General features: G+C 56.8%; 17 protein-coding genes and 1 pseudogene. 13 read left to right on the top strand and 5 right to left on the bottom strand.

Annotated elements, in window-relative coordinates:
- From HMPREF3178_RS29885 to citS, 3 genes and pseudogenes are all read right to left on the bottom strand, one after another.
- Positions 1–154: pseudogene (locus HMPREF3178_RS29885) on the bottom strand (oxaloacetate decarboxylase); the annotation flags it as partial.
- Positions 155–169: 15 nt separating this feature from the next.
- A complete protein-coding gene (locus HMPREF3178_RS11475) occupies positions 170–418 on the bottom strand; it encodes an oxaloacetate decarboxylase subunit gamma (RefSeq protein WP_070585170.1) in 249 nt (82 codons plus the stop codon).
- A gap of 160 nt (positions 419–578) precedes the next feature.
- Entirely contained in the window at positions 579–1,919 is a 1,341-nt protein-coding gene (gene citS, locus HMPREF3178_RS11470) for a citrate/sodium symporter CitS (protein ID WP_004108277.1), read from the bottom strand.
- A 278-nt stretch (positions 1,920–2,197) separates the two neighbouring features.
- Between citS and citC the strand changes: the two genes are divergently transcribed.
- From citC to folA, 13 genes are all read left to right on the top strand, one after another.
- Positions 2,198–3,226 carry a [citrate (pro-3S)-lyase] ligase gene (gene citC / locus HMPREF3178_RS11465; protein WP_017145014.1) on the top strand — a complete coding sequence of 343 codons (1,029 nt, stop codon included), beginning with the start codon at positions 2,198–2,200 and terminating at the stop codon, positions 3,224–3,226.
- Positions 3,227–3,256: 30 nt separating this feature from the next.
- On the top strand, positions 3,257–3,550 hold the full coding sequence (gene citD, locus HMPREF3178_RS11460) for a citrate lyase acyl carrier protein (protein WP_004108271.1): 294 nt from the start codon (positions 3,257–3,259) through the stop codon (positions 3,548–3,550).
- Positions 3,547–4,416 carry a citrate (pro-3S)-lyase subunit beta gene (gene citE, locus HMPREF3178_RS11455; protein WP_004108268.1) on the top strand — a complete coding sequence of 290 codons (870 nt, stop codon included), beginning with the start codon at positions 3,547–3,549 and terminating at the stop codon, positions 4,414–4,416. The genes citD and citE overlap by 4 nt, the downstream gene beginning before the upstream one ends.
- A 10-nt stretch (positions 4,417–4,426) precedes the next feature.
- Positions 4,427–5,953 (top strand): citrate lyase subunit alpha, encoded by a 1,527-nt coding sequence (gene citF / locus HMPREF3178_RS11450; RefSeq protein WP_017145013.1) that lies wholly within the window; start codon positions 4,427–4,429, stop codon positions 5,951–5,953.
- An 82-nt stretch (positions 5,954–6,035) separates the two neighbouring features.
- A complete protein-coding gene (gene citG / locus HMPREF3178_RS11445; protein ID WP_371297967.1) occupies positions 6,036–6,881 on the top strand; it encodes a triphosphoribosyl-dephospho-CoA synthase CitG in 846 nt (281 codons plus the stop codon).
- A gap of 247 nt (positions 6,882–7,128) precedes the next feature.
- Positions 7,129–7,950: a 4-hydroxy-tetrahydrodipicolinate reductase gene (gene dapB / locus HMPREF3178_RS11440; RefSeq protein ID WP_004108255.1), complete on the top strand. Its 822-nt coding sequence runs from the start codon at positions 7,129–7,131 to the stop codon at positions 7,948–7,950.
- A gap of 457 nt (positions 7,951–8,407) precedes the next feature.
- Entirely contained in the window at positions 8,408–9,556 is a 1,149-nt protein-coding gene (gene carA / locus HMPREF3178_RS11435) for a glutamine-hydrolyzing carbamoyl-phosphate synthase small subunit (protein WP_017145012.1), read from the top strand.
- Between the two features lie 18 nt (positions 9,557–9,574).
- Positions 9,575–12,799 carry a carbamoyl-phosphate synthase large subunit gene (carB, locus tag HMPREF3178_RS11430; protein WP_004108241.1) on the top strand — a complete coding sequence of 1,075 codons (3,225 nt, stop codon included), beginning with the start codon at positions 9,575–9,577 and terminating at the stop codon, positions 12,797–12,799.
- A 138-nt stretch (positions 12,800–12,937) separates the two neighbouring features.
- Positions 12,938–13,822, top strand: a complete 885-nt coding sequence (locus HMPREF3178_RS11425) for an ROK family protein (RefSeq protein WP_017145011.1) — start codon at positions 12,938–12,940, stop codon at positions 13,820–13,822.
- 103 nt (positions 13,823–13,925) lie between these two features.
- Positions 13,926–14,159 (top strand): YgdI/YgdR family lipoprotein, encoded by a 234-nt coding sequence (locus tag HMPREF3178_RS11420; RefSeq protein WP_004108236.1) that lies wholly within the window; start codon positions 13,926–13,928, stop codon positions 14,157–14,159.
- Between the two features lie 149 nt (positions 14,160–14,308).
- Entirely contained in the window at positions 14,309–14,842 is a 534-nt protein-coding gene (gene kefF / locus HMPREF3178_RS11415; protein ID WP_004108234.1) for a glutathione-regulated potassium-efflux system oxidoreductase KefF, read from the top strand.
- Entirely contained in the window at positions 14,835–16,700 is a 1,866-nt protein-coding gene (kefC, locus tag HMPREF3178_RS11410) for a glutathione-regulated potassium-efflux system protein KefC (RefSeq protein ID WP_004108233.1), read from the top strand. The genes kefF and kefC overlap by 8 nt, the downstream gene beginning before the upstream one ends.
- Positions 16,701–16,897: 197 nt before the next feature.
- Positions 16,898–17,377: a type 3 dihydrofolate reductase gene (gene folA, locus HMPREF3178_RS11405; protein ID WP_004108231.1), complete on the top strand. Its 480-nt coding sequence runs from the start codon at positions 16,898–16,900 to the stop codon at positions 17,375–17,377.
- A 40-nt stretch (positions 17,378–17,417) separates the two neighbouring features.
- On the opposite strand, the gene apaH is transcribed toward folA, so the two are convergent.
- Together apaH and apaG are read right to left on the bottom strand one after the other, a co-directional pair.
- On the bottom strand, positions 17,418–18,266 hold the full coding sequence (apaH, locus tag HMPREF3178_RS11400) for a bis(5'-nucleosyl)-tetraphosphatase (symmetrical) ApaH (protein ID WP_004108229.1): 849 nt from the start codon (positions 18,264–18,266) through the stop codon (positions 17,418–17,420).
- A 4-nt stretch (positions 18,267–18,270) separates the two neighbouring features.
- The gene (apaG, locus tag HMPREF3178_RS11395) at positions 18,271–18,648 is read right to left on the bottom strand and encodes a Co2+/Mg2+ efflux protein ApaG (protein ID WP_004108227.1); all 378 of its coding nucleotides are present in this window, start codon (positions 18,646–18,648) and stop codon (positions 18,271–18,273) included.

Genomic DNA, 18,648 nt, shown 5'->3' with positions numbered 1-18,648 from the left:
CGTCAAAGGTGGCGCCGCCCCAGCATTCGAGGGAGCCGTAGCCCACGTCGTCGAGCTGAGCGGCGACGGGGAGCATATCGTCAAGGCGCAGGCGGGTGGCGAAAAGGGACTGGTGGGCGTCGCGCAGGACGACATCGGTAATGGCAACGGTCATGGATTCCTCCGTGAATTAAGGGTTAAGTCGGCGATGGTGGTGGAGAGCGGCGGCAATCACCGGCTTCAAGCGGGCGAAATCGTCGGCGGGCGCGGCGGGCGCAGGTGCCGCCTTCGGGGCCGGAGCCGGTTCAGGGAAGAAGCGGTTAACGGCGGCGGACATGCCCTGAATGGCGAAAATCAGCAGGAACAGAAACGCCAGCACGAATCCCATGCCGAGGAACATCAGGGTGAAGCCTTCACCCAGCAGTACAGCTTCAGTCATTGAAAAACCCTAAAGTAAGGGCACGACGGCGTGTTTGAAGGCTAACCAAACGATACTTCCGGCTAAGGAGTAGGGTGGATTTCCCGAAGCCGCCCCCGGCTCTGGCCCCTAATTGGCATCGCTGTGGTTGACGCTCAAACATCGCCATCGTGCGTGTTGGTTACATCATCATGCCGAACACAATGCTGGCGATGACCAGCACAATACCGCCGCCCAGACGGGAGGAGATTTGCGCATAAGAGATAAGATTCATACGGTTACAGGCAGAGAGCACTTCCAGGTCGCCTGAGCCGCCGCGGTTAGCCATGCACAGGCCTGCGGTGATGGCGGATTCGATCGGGAAGAAGCCAATCATCCAGCCGCCGACGGCCGCCCCGACGACAGCACCTACGACGATTACCGCAGCGATGATGACGTTCGCGAAGGTAATCGCGTCGATAATTTCCTGCAGGTCGGTGTAGCACACGCCGACGCCGACCATCAGTACCCACAGCAGCTGCTTAGAGAAGAAGTCAGACAGGCGTTTGGCCCCGGCTTTGATCTCCGGCGAGCAGAGGCCGGAAGCATTCAGCGCAGCGACGATCAGCACCATCCAGGCGAAATAGTGGATTGAGACACCGCCAATGCTTGGCAAAATTTTCTTAGCAATGACGTAGGCCAGCAGGAAACAGGTGGTGGCGAGCACCAGGCCGACCGCCGTTTCGCGATGGGTAATCTGGCCTGCTTTTTCATCATCATCGACTTTAAAGGAGGCTTTACGTACCAGTTCGCCTTCCCCGCTCAGCCAGGTGTGTTTTTTACCGATAATATCGAGCAGTGCGGCAAAAACGATGGCGAAGATATTGGCGATGGTCAGAATGGCAATCGCGGTGGAGTAGTACTCTTCACGGGAGCGGCCGGTGACGGAGTGATAAATTTCGGACAGCGGAACCGCGCCTGCGCCGTTGCCGCCGCCCATAATCGGCAGAACGTACAGCATCATGATGCGGTCTACGGAAATACCGAAGCACAGGCCGATGATAATCCCGAAGATAGATGCGCCGAGGATCCCCATAAGGATCGTCGGAATATAACCCAGCAGCGATTTCAACAGCAGTTTACGGTTAACCGAGAGAATTGCGCCAGTTATCAAAACTGCGATGAATAAGTTCAGGAAATTGCTTTTATCCATCACATTAGTGATTGCATCAATTTCTTTTTGGGTAAAAATGCCTGCGTAAACGAAATAAGCAGCTACGAGGAAGATCATCACCGGCGCGCCGCCAATATATTTATTAAATATCGGCAGCCGTTTGCCAATTTCGCCAAAGATGGCGCCGATAATAAACATGATGGCGAAGCCGCCAACAATGTCGGTCGGCAGCGCGTTATAAAAATGTGAAAGTAGTAAAGTGATTAACGCAAACGCGTATAGCGGAAGCGGCATGCCGAAGATTTTAAACTTCAGCAGTTCACTTACACCATTTTTCTCCGTCGAAGGAGCCTGGCTCATATTAGTCATATGACGTCACCCTGTTAAAAAAAGGAATAATGCCGTTAGAAAAAGCAATAATAGGACGGCGGCATAATAATAAAGATGCGCTACGGCGATATGTGATTACGTTCACTGATTAGTCGTGTTTTTAATTAATTTAATTGTTTTTATTCTTCTGAATTAATTAACAACATAAAAACCATAAAGCAAATTAAGGTACGGGGAAAAGTGTGATTCAAATAAAAGAACCGCTACGGGAACGGTGGCGAAATACAGCTTGTTTTGGTCAATGAAGCGCGAAAAAAATGAATCTGATATTAAAACGCGTCGTGGTACAGAAAGATCCCCGGCGGCGAGAGGCCGTTGACCTCTTTCTTCATCAGCATCAGCTCTCGCTGGAGGCGGATTGCGAAATAGTGATTGTCGCCGAGTACCAGCGGCGCATTGTTGGCTGCGGCGCGATTGCCGGATGCGTGCTGAAGTGCATTGCCGTCGACCCGTCGCTGCAGGGAGAAGGGCTTAGCCTGAAGCTGCTGACTGAACTGATGACCCTGGCGTATGAGCTGGGCCGCAGCGAGCTGTTTCTGTTCACTAAACCTTATAACGCGGCCCTCTTTTCCTGCGCCGGTTTTTGGCCTATCGCCCGTGCGGGCGACAGGGCCGTTTTGATGGAGAACAGCCGCGAACGCCTGGCCCGCTATTGCCGCCAGCTCAGGATGTATCGCCAGCCCGGAGAAAAAATCGGCGCCATCGTAATGAACGCCAATCCCTTTACGCTGGGGCATCGCTGGCTGGTGGAGCAAGCCGCTCGCCAGTGCGACTGGCTGCATCTTTTCGTGGTGAAGGAAGATGCTTCATTTTTCAGCTACCAGGATCGCGTGGCGCTGATCGAGCAGGGGATCGCCGGGATCGATAACGTGACCCTGCATCCGGGATCGTCCTATCTGATCTCGCGCGCCACTTTCCCCGGCTACTTCCTGAAAGACAAAGGCGTGGTTGACGATTGCCACTGCCAGATCGATCTGCAGCTGTTTCGCGAACATTTAGCTCCGGCGCTGGGGGTCACCCACCGCTTTGTCGGCAGCGAACCGCTGTGCGAATTAACCCGTAATTACAACCTGCGTATGCGACAGCTGCTGGAAGCGCCCGGCGACGCGCCGACCATTGAAGTGGTTGAGCTGGCGCGGGTTGAGAAAGAGGGCGCGCCGATTTCCGCTTCCCGGGTGCGCAAGCTGTATCAGCAGCGCCAGTGGTCGGCTATCGAGCCGCTGGTACCGCCGGGAACGCTCGCTTTTCTGATGCATCTGGCGGAAAGCGAACGCCAGACCGCCTGATTTTACCGCCATAACTAAGGATCAGCCTCTATGGAAATGATGATTGACGCCCTGGCCGGCACGCTGGAGTCCAGCGATGTGATGGTCAGGATTGGGCCTGCGAATGAGCCAGGTATTCAGCTTGAAATCGACAGCATTGTGAAGCAGCAGTTTGGCGCGGCGATTGAACGCGTCGTCAGAGAGACGCTGACCCAGCTTGGCGTTACCCGGGCGAACGTCGTCGTCGATGATAAAGGCGCGCTCGAATGCGTGCTGAAGGCTCGCGTCCAGGCCGCAGCGCTGCGCGCGGCGCAACAATCTCAACCGCAATGGAGCCAGCTATGAAACCTCGTCGCAGTATGCTGTTTATCCCCGGCGCCAACGCCGCGATGTTAAGCACCTCTTTTGTCTACGGCGCTGACGCGGTGATGTTTGACCTCGAAGACGCCGTCTCGCTACGAGAAAAAGATACCGCTCGCCTGCTGGTGCATCATGCGCTCCAGCATCCGCTCTACCGGGATGTGGAAACCGTGGTGCGTATTAACCCGCTCAGCACGCCGTTCGGCCTTGCCGACCTTGAGGCGGTGGTGCGGGCTGGCGTCGACATGGTGCGTCTGCCGAAAACCGATAGCAAAGAAGATATTCATGAGCTGGAGGCTCACGTCGAACGTATTGAGCGCGAGTGCGGCCGGGAGGTGGGCAGCACCAAATTAATGGCGGCGATTGAGTCGGCGCTGGGCGTGGTGAACGCGGTAGAAATCGCCCGCGCCAGTCCGCGTCTGTCGGCCATTGCGCTGGCGGCCTTCGACTACGTCATGGATATGGGGACCTGCCGCGGCGACGGTACGGAGCTGTTCTACGCCCGCTGCGCGGTGCTGCACGCGGCCCGCGTCGCCGGAATCGCGGCCTATGACGTCGTGTGGTCGGACATTAACAATGAAGAGGGTTTCCTCGCGGAAGCGAATCTGGCGAAAAATCTCGGCTTTAACGGCAAATCGCTGGTTAACCCGCGCCAGATTGAGCTGCTGCACCAGGTTTATGCCCCAACGCTGAAAGAAGTTGAGCATGCGCGGGACGTCATCGCGGCGGCGGAAGAGGCGGAAGAACGCGGACTCGGCGTGGTCTCGCTAAACGGCAAGATGATAGATGGACCGATTATCGATCATGCGCGCAAAGTCGTGGCGCTGTCGGCTTCCGGCATTCGTGATTAAGGAGGAAATAATGAAAGAGACCGTGGCAATGCTTAATCAACAGTACGTCATGCCGGAAGGATTAGAACCTTACGCAGGGGTAACGGCGAAGAGTCCGTGGCTGGCCAGTGAAAGCGAAAAGCGGCAGCGTAAAGTCTGCGCTTCGCTGGAGGAGGCGATTCGCCGCTCCGGGCTGCAAAACGGTATGACCATCTCCTTTCATCACGCGTTTCGCGGCGGTGACAAGGTGGTCAATATGGTGGTGGCGAAGCTGGCTGAAATGGGCTTTCGCGATCTGACGCTGGCCTCAAGCTCGCTGATCGACGCCCACTGGCCGCTGATCGAGCACATAAAAAACGGCGTGATCCGGCAGATTTACACCTCCGGTCTGCGCGGGAAGCTGGGGGAAGAGATCTCCGCCGGGCTGATGGAAAATCCGGTACAAATCCATTCCCACGGCGGCCGGGCGTATTTAGTGCAAACCGGTGAGCTAACCATTGACGTGGCGTTCCTCGGCGTGCCGTGCTGCGATGAATATGGCAATGCCAACGGCTTTAGCGGTAAATCCCGCTGCGGCTCGCTGGGTTACGCCAAAGTGGATGCCGATGCCGCCAGATGCGTGGTACTGCTGACTGAAGAGTGGGTGGATTATCCGAACTATCCGGCCAGCATCGCCCAGGATCAGGTGGATCTGATCGTGCAGGTTGATGAAGTCGGCGATCCGGCGAAAATCACCGCTGGCGCGATCCGTCTGACCAGCAACCCACGCGAGCTGCTGATCGCCCGCCAGGCGGCCAAAGTCATCGAACATTCGGGCTACTTCAAAGAGGGCTTCTCTTTGCAAACCGGTACCGGCGGCGCATCGCTGGCGGTAACTCGCTTCCTCGAAGATAAGATGCGTCGTAACAATATCACCGCCAGCTTTGGTTTGGGCGGGATTACCGGCACGATGGTCGATCTGCATGAAAAGGGCTTGATCAAAGCGCTGCTGGATACCCAATCTTTCGACGGCGATGCCGCCCGTTCGCTGGCGAACAACCCTAATCATATCGAAATTTCCGCTAATCAGTACGCCAATCCCGGTTCGAAAGGGATCTCCTGCGAACGCCTGAATGTGGTGATGCTCAGCGCACTGGAAATCGACACCGGGTTTAACGTTAACGTGATGACCGGCTCCAACGGTGTACTGCGCGGGGCGTCCGGCGGCCATAGCGATACGGCGGCAGGCGCGGATTTAACCATTATCACCGCGCCGCTGGTGCGTGGGCGTATTCCGTGCGTGGTGGAGAAAGTCCTGACTCGCGTCACGCCGGGGGCCAGCGTGGATGTGCTGGTGACCGACCACGGTATTGCCGTTAACCCGGCGCGTCAGGACCTGATTGATAACCTGTGTAACGCGGGCATCCAGCTCATGACCATCGAAGAGCTACAGCAGCGCGCCGAACTGTTGACCGGCAAGCCTGATCCGATCGAATTCACCGATCGGGTCGTGGCCGTGGTGCGCTATCGCGATGGTTCGGTGATCGACGTGATTCGTCAGGTTAAAACCGCTGGTTAAACGCGCTGAGGAGAAAGGCATGAGCGAAGTGATAATAAGCCAGCATCGGCCATTGAGCCGTCAAACGGTGACGGCTGAGGAGATGGTTTCTCGCGTGGGACGGGCGCTACTGACTGAAGTTCGCCTGACGCCGAAGCCGGGTCTGGTGGATATTCGTAATGCCGGCGCGCATCGGGATATGGATCTGGCCACCTTTGAGGCCAGTACGGCGGTTGTCGCCCCGTGGATGGAGAAGTTTTTCATTATGGGACACGACACCGCCAATATCACGCCGGAACAGGTGTTGACGATGCTGCGTCCGGTGGGCATGGCCTGCGAGACGGATATGCTGGAAGCCACCGGCGGGGTGAACACCCATCGCGGCGCGATCTTCGCTTTTGGCCTGCTCTGCGCGGCGGCGGGAAGACTGGTTGCCAGAGGGGAGCCGGTTGAACAGCATCGGGTTTGCGATCAGGTGGCCCGATTCTGTCGCGGCCTGGTGGCGCGCGAGCTCTCCTCCTCTGAAGGAAAGAAGGTGAGCAAAGGCGAAGGGCATTTCCTGCGCTACGGGCTCTCCGGTGCCAGAGGCGAAGCGGAAAGCGGCTTTCACACCGTGCGCACTCAGGCGATGCCGGTATTCAATCGCGTCATGGCGAATACCGGCGACGCCAATCTGGCGTTATTGCAGACCCTGCTGCATCTGATGGCCTGGAATGACGATACCAATCTGGTATCGCGCGGTGGGCTGGAAGGGCTGAATTTTGTTCAGCAGCAGGCGCAAAAGCTGCTGTGGGAAGGCGGAGTGCTGGCCGATGGCGGGCTGGAAGCGCTGCGCCAGCTGGATGATGAACTGATTGTTCGCCATCTTAGCCCTGGCGGCAGCGCTGACCTGCTGGCGGTAACCTGGTTCCTGTCTGGTTTTCCTGCCGGGGAGATGTTCCTGCATTAATTGCCCGGTTTTTCATCGATAGCTGACCCCGGATTGACCTGCACATGGCTGAACCGGGGTTCCAGCCCCATTTGTTCATTCCTTCTCTCTGCCCAATGGCCGATTCCCGGCATAATCGTATAGTTTTTACTGATATCGGCGGCAGTTTGTCATAAATTTCTAATTATCGGTGTTTTTGAGTAGCGGCTCATCGTTGGGCTGGTTACTCTGAAAACAATTTACGTAGTGTTAACAAAAGAGAATAGCTATGCATGATGCACATATCCGCGTGGCCATCGCGGGCGCGGGCGGCCGGATGGGACGCCAGTTAATTCAGGCGGTACAGCAGATGGAAGGCGCGGCGCTTGGCGCGGCGCTGGAGCGCGAAGGTTCCTCGCTGCTCGGCAGCGATGCGGGCGAACTGGCGGGTGCGGGCAAGTCAGGGGTGGTGGTGCAGAGCAGCCTTGAGGCGGTAAAAGACGATTTCGATGTCTTCATCGATTTCACCCGTCCGGAAGGCACGCTGAACCATCTCGCTTTTTGCCGTCAACATGGTAAAGGCATGGTTATCGGCACCACCGGTTTTGACGACGCCGGGAAGCAGGCCATTCGCGAGGCGTCGCAGGAGATCGCCATCGTCTTTGCCGCCAACTTTAGCGTTGGCGTTAACGTTATGCTTAAGCTGCTGGAGAAAGCGGCGAAGGTGATGGGCGACTATACCGATATTGAGATTATTGAAGCGCATCATCGCCATAAAGTCGACGCGCCATCAGGTACGGCGCTGGCGATGGGCGAGGCGATTGCCGGCGCGCTGGATAAAGATCTGAAGGAGTGCGCGGTATACAGTCGCGAAGGCTATACCGGTGAACGCGTTCCCGGAACCATCGGCTTTGCAACCGTGCGCGCCGGGGATATCGTCGGCGAACATACGGCGATGTTTGCGGATATCGGCGAACGTATTGAAATCAGCCATAAGGCTTCCAGCCGGATGACTTTTGCAAATGGTGCCGTTCGCTCTGCATTATGGCTAAAAGGCAAGAAAAATGGTCTTTTTGATATGCGTGATGTGCTTGAACTGAACTCTTTATAACGATTATTACCCATCGTGATGTGGTTATTGCTTTCAATAAGTAATTGATTGCAAGGGGCAATGCTTTATTGCCCTTTTTTATTTTTTGATTTTTGCGATTTTTATTGGCTGAACTCTTCAAAAAAATACATTATCCACCCTGATTTTGTTGTTTTATTGTAAATTTTGACCATCCGGTCCACTTTTTTACACCTTGAGCGCAGTTTTTACACTCTTCCGCCTCCGCAAGCGTTTTCCCAGGCGAGTTAGTTGATCTTTTTGCCGCTTAAAGCAGAGATTACAGAGTAGTCGCCTGAAACAAGATTAAAAATATCCGCTTTAAGTTGACTTTTACCCGCCATCTCTCCAGAATGCCGCCGTTTGCCAAAATTCTGCGGGCAACAGATTTGCATTGATTCAGATCTACATTATGAATTAATATGCAAATAAAGTGAGTGGATATTCTCTGGAGGGTGTTTTGATTAAGTCAGCGCTATTGGTTCTGGAAGACGGAACCCAGTTTCACGGTCGGGCCATTGGGGCTACCGGCACGGCGGTTGGGGAAGTCGTTTTCAATACTTCAATGACCGGTTATCAAGAAATCCTCACTGATCCTTCCTATTCCCGCCAAATCGTCACTCTAACTTATCCCCATATCGGCAATGTCGGCACCAATGCCGCCGATGAAGAATCTTCTCAGGTACACGCGCAGGGTCTGGTCATTCGCGATCTGCCGCTGATTGCCAGCAACTTCCGCAATACCGAAGACCTCTCTTCTTATCTGAAGCGCCATAACATTGTAGCGATTGCCGATATCGACACCCGTAAGCTGACCCGCCTGCTGCGTGAAAAAGGCGCGCAGAACGGCTGCATCATCGCCGGCGATAGCCCGGATGCGCAGCTGGCGCTGGAAAAGGCAAAAGCGTTCCCGGGCCTTAACGGTATGGATCTGGCGAAGGAAGTTACCACCGCAGAAACCTACAGCTGGACGCAGGGAAGCTGGACCCTTGCGGGTGACCTGCCGGAAGCCAAAGCGGAAAGCGAGCTGCCGTTTCACGTGGTGGCCTACGATTTCGGCGCCAAGCGCAACATTTTGCGCATGCTGGTAGACCGCGGCTGCCGTCTGACGGTGGTTCCGGCTAAGACTCCTGCCGAAGAGGTGCTGAAGATGAATCCGGACGGGATCTTCCTGTCCAACGGTCCCGGCGACCCGGCGCCTTGTGACTACGCTATCGACGCGATTGAGAAGTTTCTGGAAACCAGCGTTCCTGTATTCGGCATTTGCCTCGGCCACCAGCTGCTGGCGCTGGCGAGCGGCGCGAAGACCGTGAAGATGAAGTTCGGCCACCACGGCGGCAACCATCCGGTAAAAGATATTGATAACAACGTGGTGATGATCACCGCGCAGAACCACGGTTTCGCGGTGGATGAAGCGTCTATGCCGGCCAACCTGCGCGTCACCCATAAGTCGCTGTTCGACGGCACCCTGCAGGGGATTCATCGTACTGACAAACCGGCGTTCAGCTTCCAGGGACACCCGGAGGCGAGCCCCGGCCCGCACGATGCCGCACCGCTGTTCGACCATTTTATCGAGTTAATTAAGCAGTACCGTCAGTCCGCGAAATAATCAGGAGTTAAGAGAGCCATGCCAAAACGTACAGATATAAAAAGCATCCTGATTCTGGGCGCGGGCCCGATTGTTATCGGTCAGGCGTGTGAATTTGACTACTCCGGCGCCCAGGCGTGTAAAGCGCTGCGCGAAGAGGGCTACCGCGTCATTCTGGTGAACTCTAACCCGGCCACCATCATGACCGACCCGGAAATGGCCGATGCTACCTACATCGAGCCGATTCACTGGGAAGTGGTGCGCAAGATCATTGAGAAAGAGCGTCCGGATGCGGTTCTGCCGACCATGGGCGGCCAGACGGCGCTGAACTGCGCGCTGGAGCTGGAGCGTCAGGGCGTGCTGGCAGAGTTCGGCGTGACCATGATTGGCGCGACCGCCGACGCGATTGATAAAGCGGAAGACCGCCGCCGTTTCGACGTGGCAATGAAGAAAATTGGCCTCGACACCGCGCGTTCCGGGATCGCACATACCATGGAAGAAGCGCTGGCGGTTGCCGCTGAAGTTGGCTTCCCGTGCATCATCCGTCCTTCCTTTACTATGGGCGGCACCGGCGGCGGTATCGCCTACAACCGCGAAGAGTTCGAAGAAATCTGCGAACGCGGTCTGGATCTCTCGCCGACGAATGAGCTGCTGATTGATGAGTCGCTGATTGGCTGGAAAGAGTACGAGATGGAAGTGGTGCGTGATAAAAACGACAACTGCATCATCGTCTGCTCTATTGAAAACTTCGACGCAATGGGCATCCACACCGGCGACTCTATCACCGTCGCGCCGGCACAGACCCTGACCGATAAAGAGTACCAAATCATGCGTAACGCCTCGATGGCGGTACTGCGTGAAATCGGCGTAGAGACCGGCGGTTCCAACGTTCAGTTCTCGGTGAACCCGAAAGATGGCCGCCTGATCGTTATCGAAATGAACCCGCGCGTCTCCCGCTCCTCGGCGCTGGCCTCGAAAGCCACCGGCTTCCCGATCGCTAAAGTGGCGGCGAAGCTGGCGGTCGGTTACACCCTTGATGAGCTGATGAACGATATCACCGGCGGCCGCACCCCGGCGTCGTTTGAGCCGTCCATCGACTACGTTGTGACCAAAATCCCACGCTTCAACTTTGAAAAATTCGTCGGCGCCAACGACCGTCTGACCACCCAGATGAAATCGGTGGGTGAAGTGATGGCGATTGGCCGCACCCAGCAGGAATCCCTGCAGAAAGCGCTGCGCGGTCTGGAAGTGGGCGCCACCGGCTTCGACCCGAAAGTGAGCCTCGACGATCCGGAAGCGCTGACCAAAATCCGCCGCGAGCTGAAAGACGCTGGCGCTGAGCGTATCTGGTACATCGCTGACGCTTTCCGCGCGGGCCTCTCCGTTGATGGCGTGTTCAACCTGACCAATATCGACCGCTGGTTCCTGGTGCAGATTGAAGAGCTGGTGCGTCTGGAGGAGAAAGTGGCTGAAGTCGGTATTACCGGCCTCGACGCCGACTTCCTGCGTCAGCTCAAGCGTAAAGGCTTTGCCGATGCGCGTCTGGCGAAGCTGGCTGGCGTGCGCGAAGCGGAAATCCGCAAGCTGCGCGACCAGTATGACCTGCACCCGGTCTACAAGCGCGTGGATACCTGCGCGGCGGAATTCGCTACCGATACTGCCTATATGTACTCCACCTATGAAGATGAGTGCGAAGCCAATCCGTCCGTTGACCGCGATAAAATCATGGTGCTCGGCGGCGGCCCGAACCGTATCGGCCAGGGCATCGAGTTCGACTACTGCTGCGTCCATGCCTCCCTGGCGCTGCGCGAAGACGGCTACGAGACCATTATGGTCAACTGTAACCCGGAAACCGTCTCTACCGATTACGACACCTCTGACCGCCTCTACTTTGAACCGGTGACGCTGGAAGACGTGCTGGAAATCGTGCGCATTGAGAAGCCGAAAGGCGTTATCGTGCAGTACGGCGGCCAGACGCCGCTGAAGCTGGCGCGCGCGCTGGAAGCCGCAGGCGTGCCGGTTATCGGCACCAGCCCGGATGCAATCGACCGTGCGGAAGACCGTGAGCGCTTCCAGCACGCGGTTGACCGCCTGAAGCTGAAGCAGCCGGCGAACGCCACCGTGACCGCGATCGAAATGGCGGTCGAGAAGGCGAAAGAGATTGGCTACCCGCTGGTGGTGCGCCCGTCCTACGTTCTCGGCGGCCGCGCGATGGAAATCGTCTACGACGAAATCGACCTGCGTCGCTACTTCCAGACCGCCGTCAGCGTCTCTAACGATGCGCCGGTGCTGCTGGACCGCTTCCTTGACGATGCGGTTGAAGTTGACGTCGATGCCATCTGCGACGGCGAAATGGTGCTGATTGGCGGCATCATGGAGCATATCGAGCAGGCGGGCGTACACTCCGGCGACTCCGCGTGTTCGCTGCCGGCCTACACCCTGAGCCAGGAAATTCAGGATGTGATGCGCGAGCAGGTGCAGAAGCTGGCCTTTGAGCTGCAGGTACGCGGTCTGATGAACGTGCAGTTTGCGGTCAAAAACAACGAAGTCTACCTGATTGAAGTCAACCCGCGCGCGGCGCGTACCGTCCCGTTTGTCTCGAAAGCCACCGGCGTACCGCTGGCGAAAGTCGCGGCGCGCGTGATGGCGGGCAAAACGCTGGCTCAGCAGGGCGTCACTAAAGAGATCATCCCGCCGTACTATTCGGTGAAAGAGGTGGTTCTGCCGTTTAACAAATTCCCGGGCGTTGACCCGCTGTTAGGGCCAGAAATGCGCTCTACCGGTGAAGTCATGGGCGTTGGCCGCACCTTCGCGGAAGCGTTCGCCAAGGCGCAGTTAGGCAGCAACTCGACGATGAAGAAACAGGGACGCGCGTTGCTCTCCGTACGCGAAGGCGACAAAGAGCGCGTGGTGGATCTGGCGGCAAAACTGCTGAAGTTTGGTTTCGAGCTGGATGCAACCCACGGTACTGCGATTGTGCTGGGCGAAGCCGGCATCAACCCGCGTCTGGTGAACAAGGTGCATGAAGGCCGCCCGCACATTCAGGACCGCATCAAGAATGGCGAATACACCTACATCATCAACACCACCGCAGGCCGTCAGGCGATTGAAGACTCCAAGCTGATTCGCCGCAGCGCCCTGCAGTACAAAGTGCACTACGACACCACGCTGAACGGCGGTTTCGCTACCGCAATGGCCCTCAATGCCAACGCGATAGAGAAAGTGACCTCGGTGCAGGAAATGCACGCGCAGATTAAAAAGTAATCTCATCTGCCAGTAAAAGCGCCTCCGGTGGCCAACGCCGGAGGCGCTTTTTTTTGCGTTGCGATAAAGCGAAATAGGGGGAGAGGGTTCATCCTTAATGGAACAAAACCATTTCATGACGCACGCAAGGATAACGACATGGCGATACTTTTGTTTGATTGGGGCGGCACATCGATTAAATATGGCGTCTGGCAGCAGGGGGAGCTGAAGGACACCGCATCGGTTGAGACGCCTGATAGCTGGGAAGAGATGAAAAATCGGCTATTGGAACTTTATCAACAGTTTCAGTCGCGCTACGCCATTGATGGGATCTCAATTAGTGCTCCTGGGTGCGTGGATCCGCAGAGCGGGGTCATTAGCGGCCTGAGCGCCATTCCCTATATTCATCACTTTCCCATCGTCGAAGAGCTTTCCGGGCTGTTTTTACTGCCGGTATGCATTGAGAACGACGCCAACTCGGCGGGTATCGCCGAGGCGGCATTGGGCGCGGGCCGCGAGTATGACAGCGTACTGTTTGTGATTGCCGGTTCAGGTATCGGTGGCGCCATTGTCGACAATAAAGTCCTGCGCCACGGCAGCCATCGCTACGCCGGGGAATTTGGCATGATGACCCTGCACGAGGGGCAAACCTTTAGCGAACTGGCAACCGCCGTCGCTACGGCGCGTCGTTATGCCCGGCGCATGTCGCTGGCGGCTGACTCCGTCTCCGGAGAGGATGTCTTTCGCCTGGCTGAGGAGGGCGACAATATCGCGCAGCAGGAAGTGGCGCAGTTTTACCACTGGATGGCGATAGGCTTACTGAATTTGCAGGTGTGCTACGACCCAGACTGCCTGATTATCGGCGGCGGTATCTCCGCCAGCGATAAGATTTTTAACGGCATCAAGCAGCGCCTGAACGAGCTGGTGAATGAAAAAGATTTAGCAGAATTTTTACCGCAGGTGGTGCTCTGCCAATACCGCAACGATGCTAACCTGATCGGCGCGGCGGTGAACTTCGAACAAAAACAGAGGGATCGGCGCTAACAGGCCACTTCGGAGAGTTCTGGTTTTCTCTCCCCGGACAGTCAGCTAGCCTAAAGTGGTTAGGGTGATAATGAATATGACTGAATAACGGGAGAGAAACACCATGTACAACAAGCCCCTCACCGCCGCTATTTTTGCCGCTGCTGCGCTTTTCACCGTGGCTGGCTGTTCATCTAATCAGTCGCTAAAAACCACCGATGGCAAAACTATTGTCACCGATGGCAAACCCCAGGTGGATGACGACACCGGTCTGGTGTCCTACAAAAACGCGGAAACCGGTCGTACCGAGCAGATCAATCGCGATCAGGTTAAATCGATGGATGAACTGGATAACTAAGCGTTATTCATGGCCCCGTATCGCGGGGTCACCCCTGCCTGAGCGATCCTCGCCCTGAATGAGAGATAAATCACACTTATCATTGTAAGCGATTCAATTAACTGTCTACACTCTTGCTGATTACAACAAGAGCTAACGCAGGCTAATCAATGATCCTCATAATTTATGCGCACCCTTATCCGCAGCACTCGCATGCGAATAAGCGGATGCTTGAGCAGGCAGGGACGCTTGACGGCGTAGAGATACGCTCCCTCTATCAGCTTTATCCTGACTTTAATATTGATATCGCCGCCGAGCAGGCGGCGCTGGCTCGTGCCGATCTGGTTATCTGGCAGCATCCGATGCAGTGGTACAGCGTGCCGCCGCTGCTCAAGCTGTGGATGGATAAAGTGCTGGCGCACGGCTGGGCATACGGTCACAACGGTATCGCGCTGCGCGGTAAATCGCTGATGTGGGCGGTTACTACCGGCGGCGGCGAAAGCCACTTTGATATTGGTTCCTTTCCCGGTTTCGACGTCCTGGCGCAGCCGCTGCAGGCGACAGCCCTCTACTGCGGCATGACATGGCTACCGCCGTTTGCGATGCATTGCACTTTTATCTGCGATGACGAAACCCTACAGGCGCAGGCGCGCCGCTATCGGCAACGCTTAATCGAATGGCAGGAGGCGCACAACCATGGATAGCCATACGCTGATACAGGCGCTCATCTATTTAGGCTCCGCCGCGCTGATCGTGCCGATTGCCGTACGTCTGGGCTTAGGGTCGGTGCTCGGCTACTTAATTGCCGGCTGCATTATTGGCCCGTGGGGGCTGCGGCTGGTCACCGACGCCGAGTCGATTCTGCACTTCGCGGAAATCGGCGTGGTGCTGATGCTTTTCGTTATCGGTCTTGAGCTCGATCCCCAGCGCCTGTGGAAACTTCGCGCTTCGGTGTTCGGCGGCGGGGCGCTGCAGATGGTCGTCTGCGGCGTGCTGATCGGCCTGTTCTGCATGTCCCTTGGTCTGCGCTGGCAGGTTGCCGAGCTGATTGGCATGACGCTGGCGCTCTCTTCAACGGCGATCGCTATGCAGGCGATGAACGAGCGTAACCTGACGGTCACCCAGCTGGGCCGGAGCGCCTTTGCGGTGCTGCTGTTCCAGGATATTGCGGCTATTCCTCTGGTGGCGATGATCCCGCTGCTGGCGGCGAGCGGCGGCTCGACGACGCTGGGCGCGTTTGCACTCTCGGCCCTGAAAGTGGCGGGTGCGCTGGCGCTGGTGGTGGTGCTTGGCCGCTATCTGACCCGGCCGATGCTGCGTTTTGTTGCGCGCTCCGGCCTGCGTGAAGTCTTCAGCGCCGTGGCCCTGTTCCTGGTGTTTGGCTTCGGGCTGCTGCTGGAAGAGGTTGGGCTGTCGATGGCGATGGGGGCATTCCTGGCCGGGGTGCTGCTGGCGAGCTCGGAGTACCGCCACGCTCTCGAAAGCGATATTGAACCGTTTAAGGGGCTGCTGCTGGGGCTGTTTTTTATCGGCGTCGGGATGTCTATCGACTTCGGTACTCTGGTGACTCATCCGCTGCGGATCCTGATTTTGCTGGTGGGATTTCTGGTGATTAAATCCCTGATGCTGTGGTTGATCGCCAGGCCGTTAGGCGTACCTCGCGCGCAGCGCCGTTGGTTTGCGGTGCTGCTGGGGCAGGGGAGTGAATTTGCCTTTGTGGTCTTCGGCGCGGCGCAGATGGCCGATGTCCTGGACGGCGAATGGGCGAAGGCGCTGACCCTGGCGGTGGCGCTATCGATGGCTGCCACGCCAATCCTGCTGGTGTTGCTGACCCGTCTGGAGAAATCCACCAGCGGTCAGGAGCGCGAGGCGGATGAAATTGACGAAGAGCAGCCGCGAGTAATTATTGCCGGCTTTGGCCGCTACGGGCAGATTGCCGGCCGCGTGCTGCTCTCCAGCGGCGTGAAGATGGTGATTCTCGATCACGATCCTGACCACGTCGATACCCTGCGTAAGTTTGATATGAAGGTGTTCTACGGCGATGCGACGCGGGTTGACCTGCTGGAGTCGGCGGGGGCGGAAAAAGCGGAAGTGCTGATTAACGCCATCGACGATCCGCAGACAAACCTGCAGCTGGCGGAGCTGGCAAAAGAGCATTTCCCGCATCTGCAGATCATCTCCCGCGCCCGCGATGTCGATCATTACATCAAGCTGCGCCAGGCCGGCGTTGAGGCGCCGGAGCGTGAAACCTTTGAAGCGGCGCTGAAGTCCGGGCGTATGACGCTTGAGGCGCTGGGCCTGGGAGCCTACGAGGCCCGCGAGCGCGCCGATCTGTTCCGCCGTTTCAACCTGCAAATGGTCGAAGAGATGGTGGCCATGGCGGAAAACGATGCGGCCTCCCGGGTGGCGGTATTCAAGCGCACCAGCGATATGCTGACCGGAATAATCAACGAAGACCGCAACCATTTATCGCTGGTTCAGCGTCATGGCTGGCAAGGAACGGAAGAGGGGAGGCATACCGGTGATATCGCTGATGAGCCGGAAAATAAACCCCCGGCATAAGGGGGAATTCAGGGTGTTACGTTAGCTTTACAAGTAACATTTTGTTTTCAATTTAAATCCTGTCTGGCGGCTCACGGGGCTTACGTGGGCTCGCCAGCAAATCTTAAAATTTTCTGATTCTTTACTCTCCGCCCAGTCGACGAAGTATTACGCTTTCCGTATAGTGGCGGCAATTTTTTGCATTCGGGAATTATTCAATGATCAGTCTGATTGCGGCGTTAGCGGTAGATCGCGTCATTGGTATGGAAAATGCCATGCCGTGGAATCTGCCTGCCGATCTCGCCTGGTTTAAGCGCAATACCTTAAACAAACCGGTAGTGATGGGGCGTCTCACCTGGGAATCTATCGGTCGCCCGTTACCGGGGCGTAAAAATATCGTTATTAGCAGCCAGCCCGGCACCGACGATCGCGTGCAGTGGGTGAAGTCGGTCGATGAAGCCATCGCCGCCTGCGGCGACGTCGAAGAGATGATGGTGATCGGCGGCGGACGCGTTTATGAGCAGTTCCTGCCAAAAGCGCAAAAGCTTTATCTGACCCATATTGATGCGGAAGTGGAAGGCGATACTCATTTCCCGGATTACGATCCGGACGAGTGGGAGTCGGTATTCAGCGAGTTCCACGATGCTGATGCGCAGAATTCCCATAGTTACTGCTTCGAGATTCTGGAGCGTCGCTAAGGTTTTCCCCGGTGGCGTTCGCTCACCGGGGTGACTCTCTTCAGGAGGCGATCGCCTCGCCTTCATCAAGATTTGGCTGCCGGTTTGACGGCTGCGTGAAGTACGTCTTATCTTCCCAGCGCAGGCAGGTCAGATCGCCGCCCCAGCAGCAGCCGGTATCCAGCGCGTAAATACCTTCCGGCGTGCCTTTTCCTTCCAGCGAAGCCCAGTGACCGAAGGCGATGCTGTATTCGCTGGCCACCGGGCCGGGAATCGCAAACCACGGCTTGAGCGGCGCGGGCGCGTTTTCCGGCGCCTCTTTGGCATACATATCCAGCTGGCCGTTCGGGAAGCAGTAGCGCATGCGGGTAAAAGCGTTAGAGATAAAGCGCAGGCGCGCCAGTCCGCTCAGTTCGTTGCTCCAGTTGTTCGGCATGTCGCCGTACATCGCATCGAGGAAGAACGGATAGGAGTCGCTGGCAAGCACGGCTTCCACGTCGCGTGCGCACTGTTTAGCGGTTTCCAGATCCCACTGCGGCGTGATCCCGGCGTGGGCCATAACCAGCTTTTTCTCTTCATCGATTTGCATCATCGGCTGACGACGCAGCCAGTTGAGCAGATCGTCGGCGTCCGGCGCCTCAAGCAGCGATTTCAGCCGATCTTTGGGTTTATTGCGGCTAATGCCCGCAAAGACCGCCAGCAGGTGCAGGTCATGATTGCCCAGCACGATGCGTACGCTGTCGCCAAGCTGTTTCACGAAACGCAGTACTTCGAGCGAACCGGGGCCGCGCGCGACCAGGTCGCCCGTCAGCCACAGCGTATCAGTCTCAGGGTTAAACTCCACCTGCTCTAATAGTGCGATCAGTTCATCGTAGCAACCGTGAACGTCGCCAATAAGGTATGTAGACATTGTTTTAATGGATGAGAGTGGGTACTGCGAGACGGAAAACAGGGATTTCAATGGTGAACGGCGCGCCGTTCACATCGATCATCTCATAATGTCCCTGCATGGTGCCCAGCGGCGTTTCAATGACCGCGCCGCTGGTATATTGGTATTCACCGCCGGCCGGAATATGCGGCTGCTCGCCGACAACGCCTTCCCCCTGGACTTCGGTCTCACGACCGTGCCCATTGGTGATAAGCCAGTAGCGGCCAAGAAGCTGAACCTGAGTCCGCCCCAGATTGCGAATGGTGACGGTATAAGCGAAGACGTAGCGCTCTTCTTGCGGAGAAGATTGCGATTCGATATAGACGCTTTGCACCTGTACACAAACTCGGGGCGAATTAATCAT

This window comes from Klebsiella sp. HMSC09D12, assembly GCF_001808475.1.
GTDB lineage: Bacteria > Pseudomonadota > Gammaproteobacteria > Enterobacterales > Enterobacteriaceae > Klebsiella > Klebsiella oxytoca.
The sequence above is the reverse complement of the archived record's forward strand: the minus strand, read 5'-3'. Positions and strand labels throughout refer to the sequence as shown.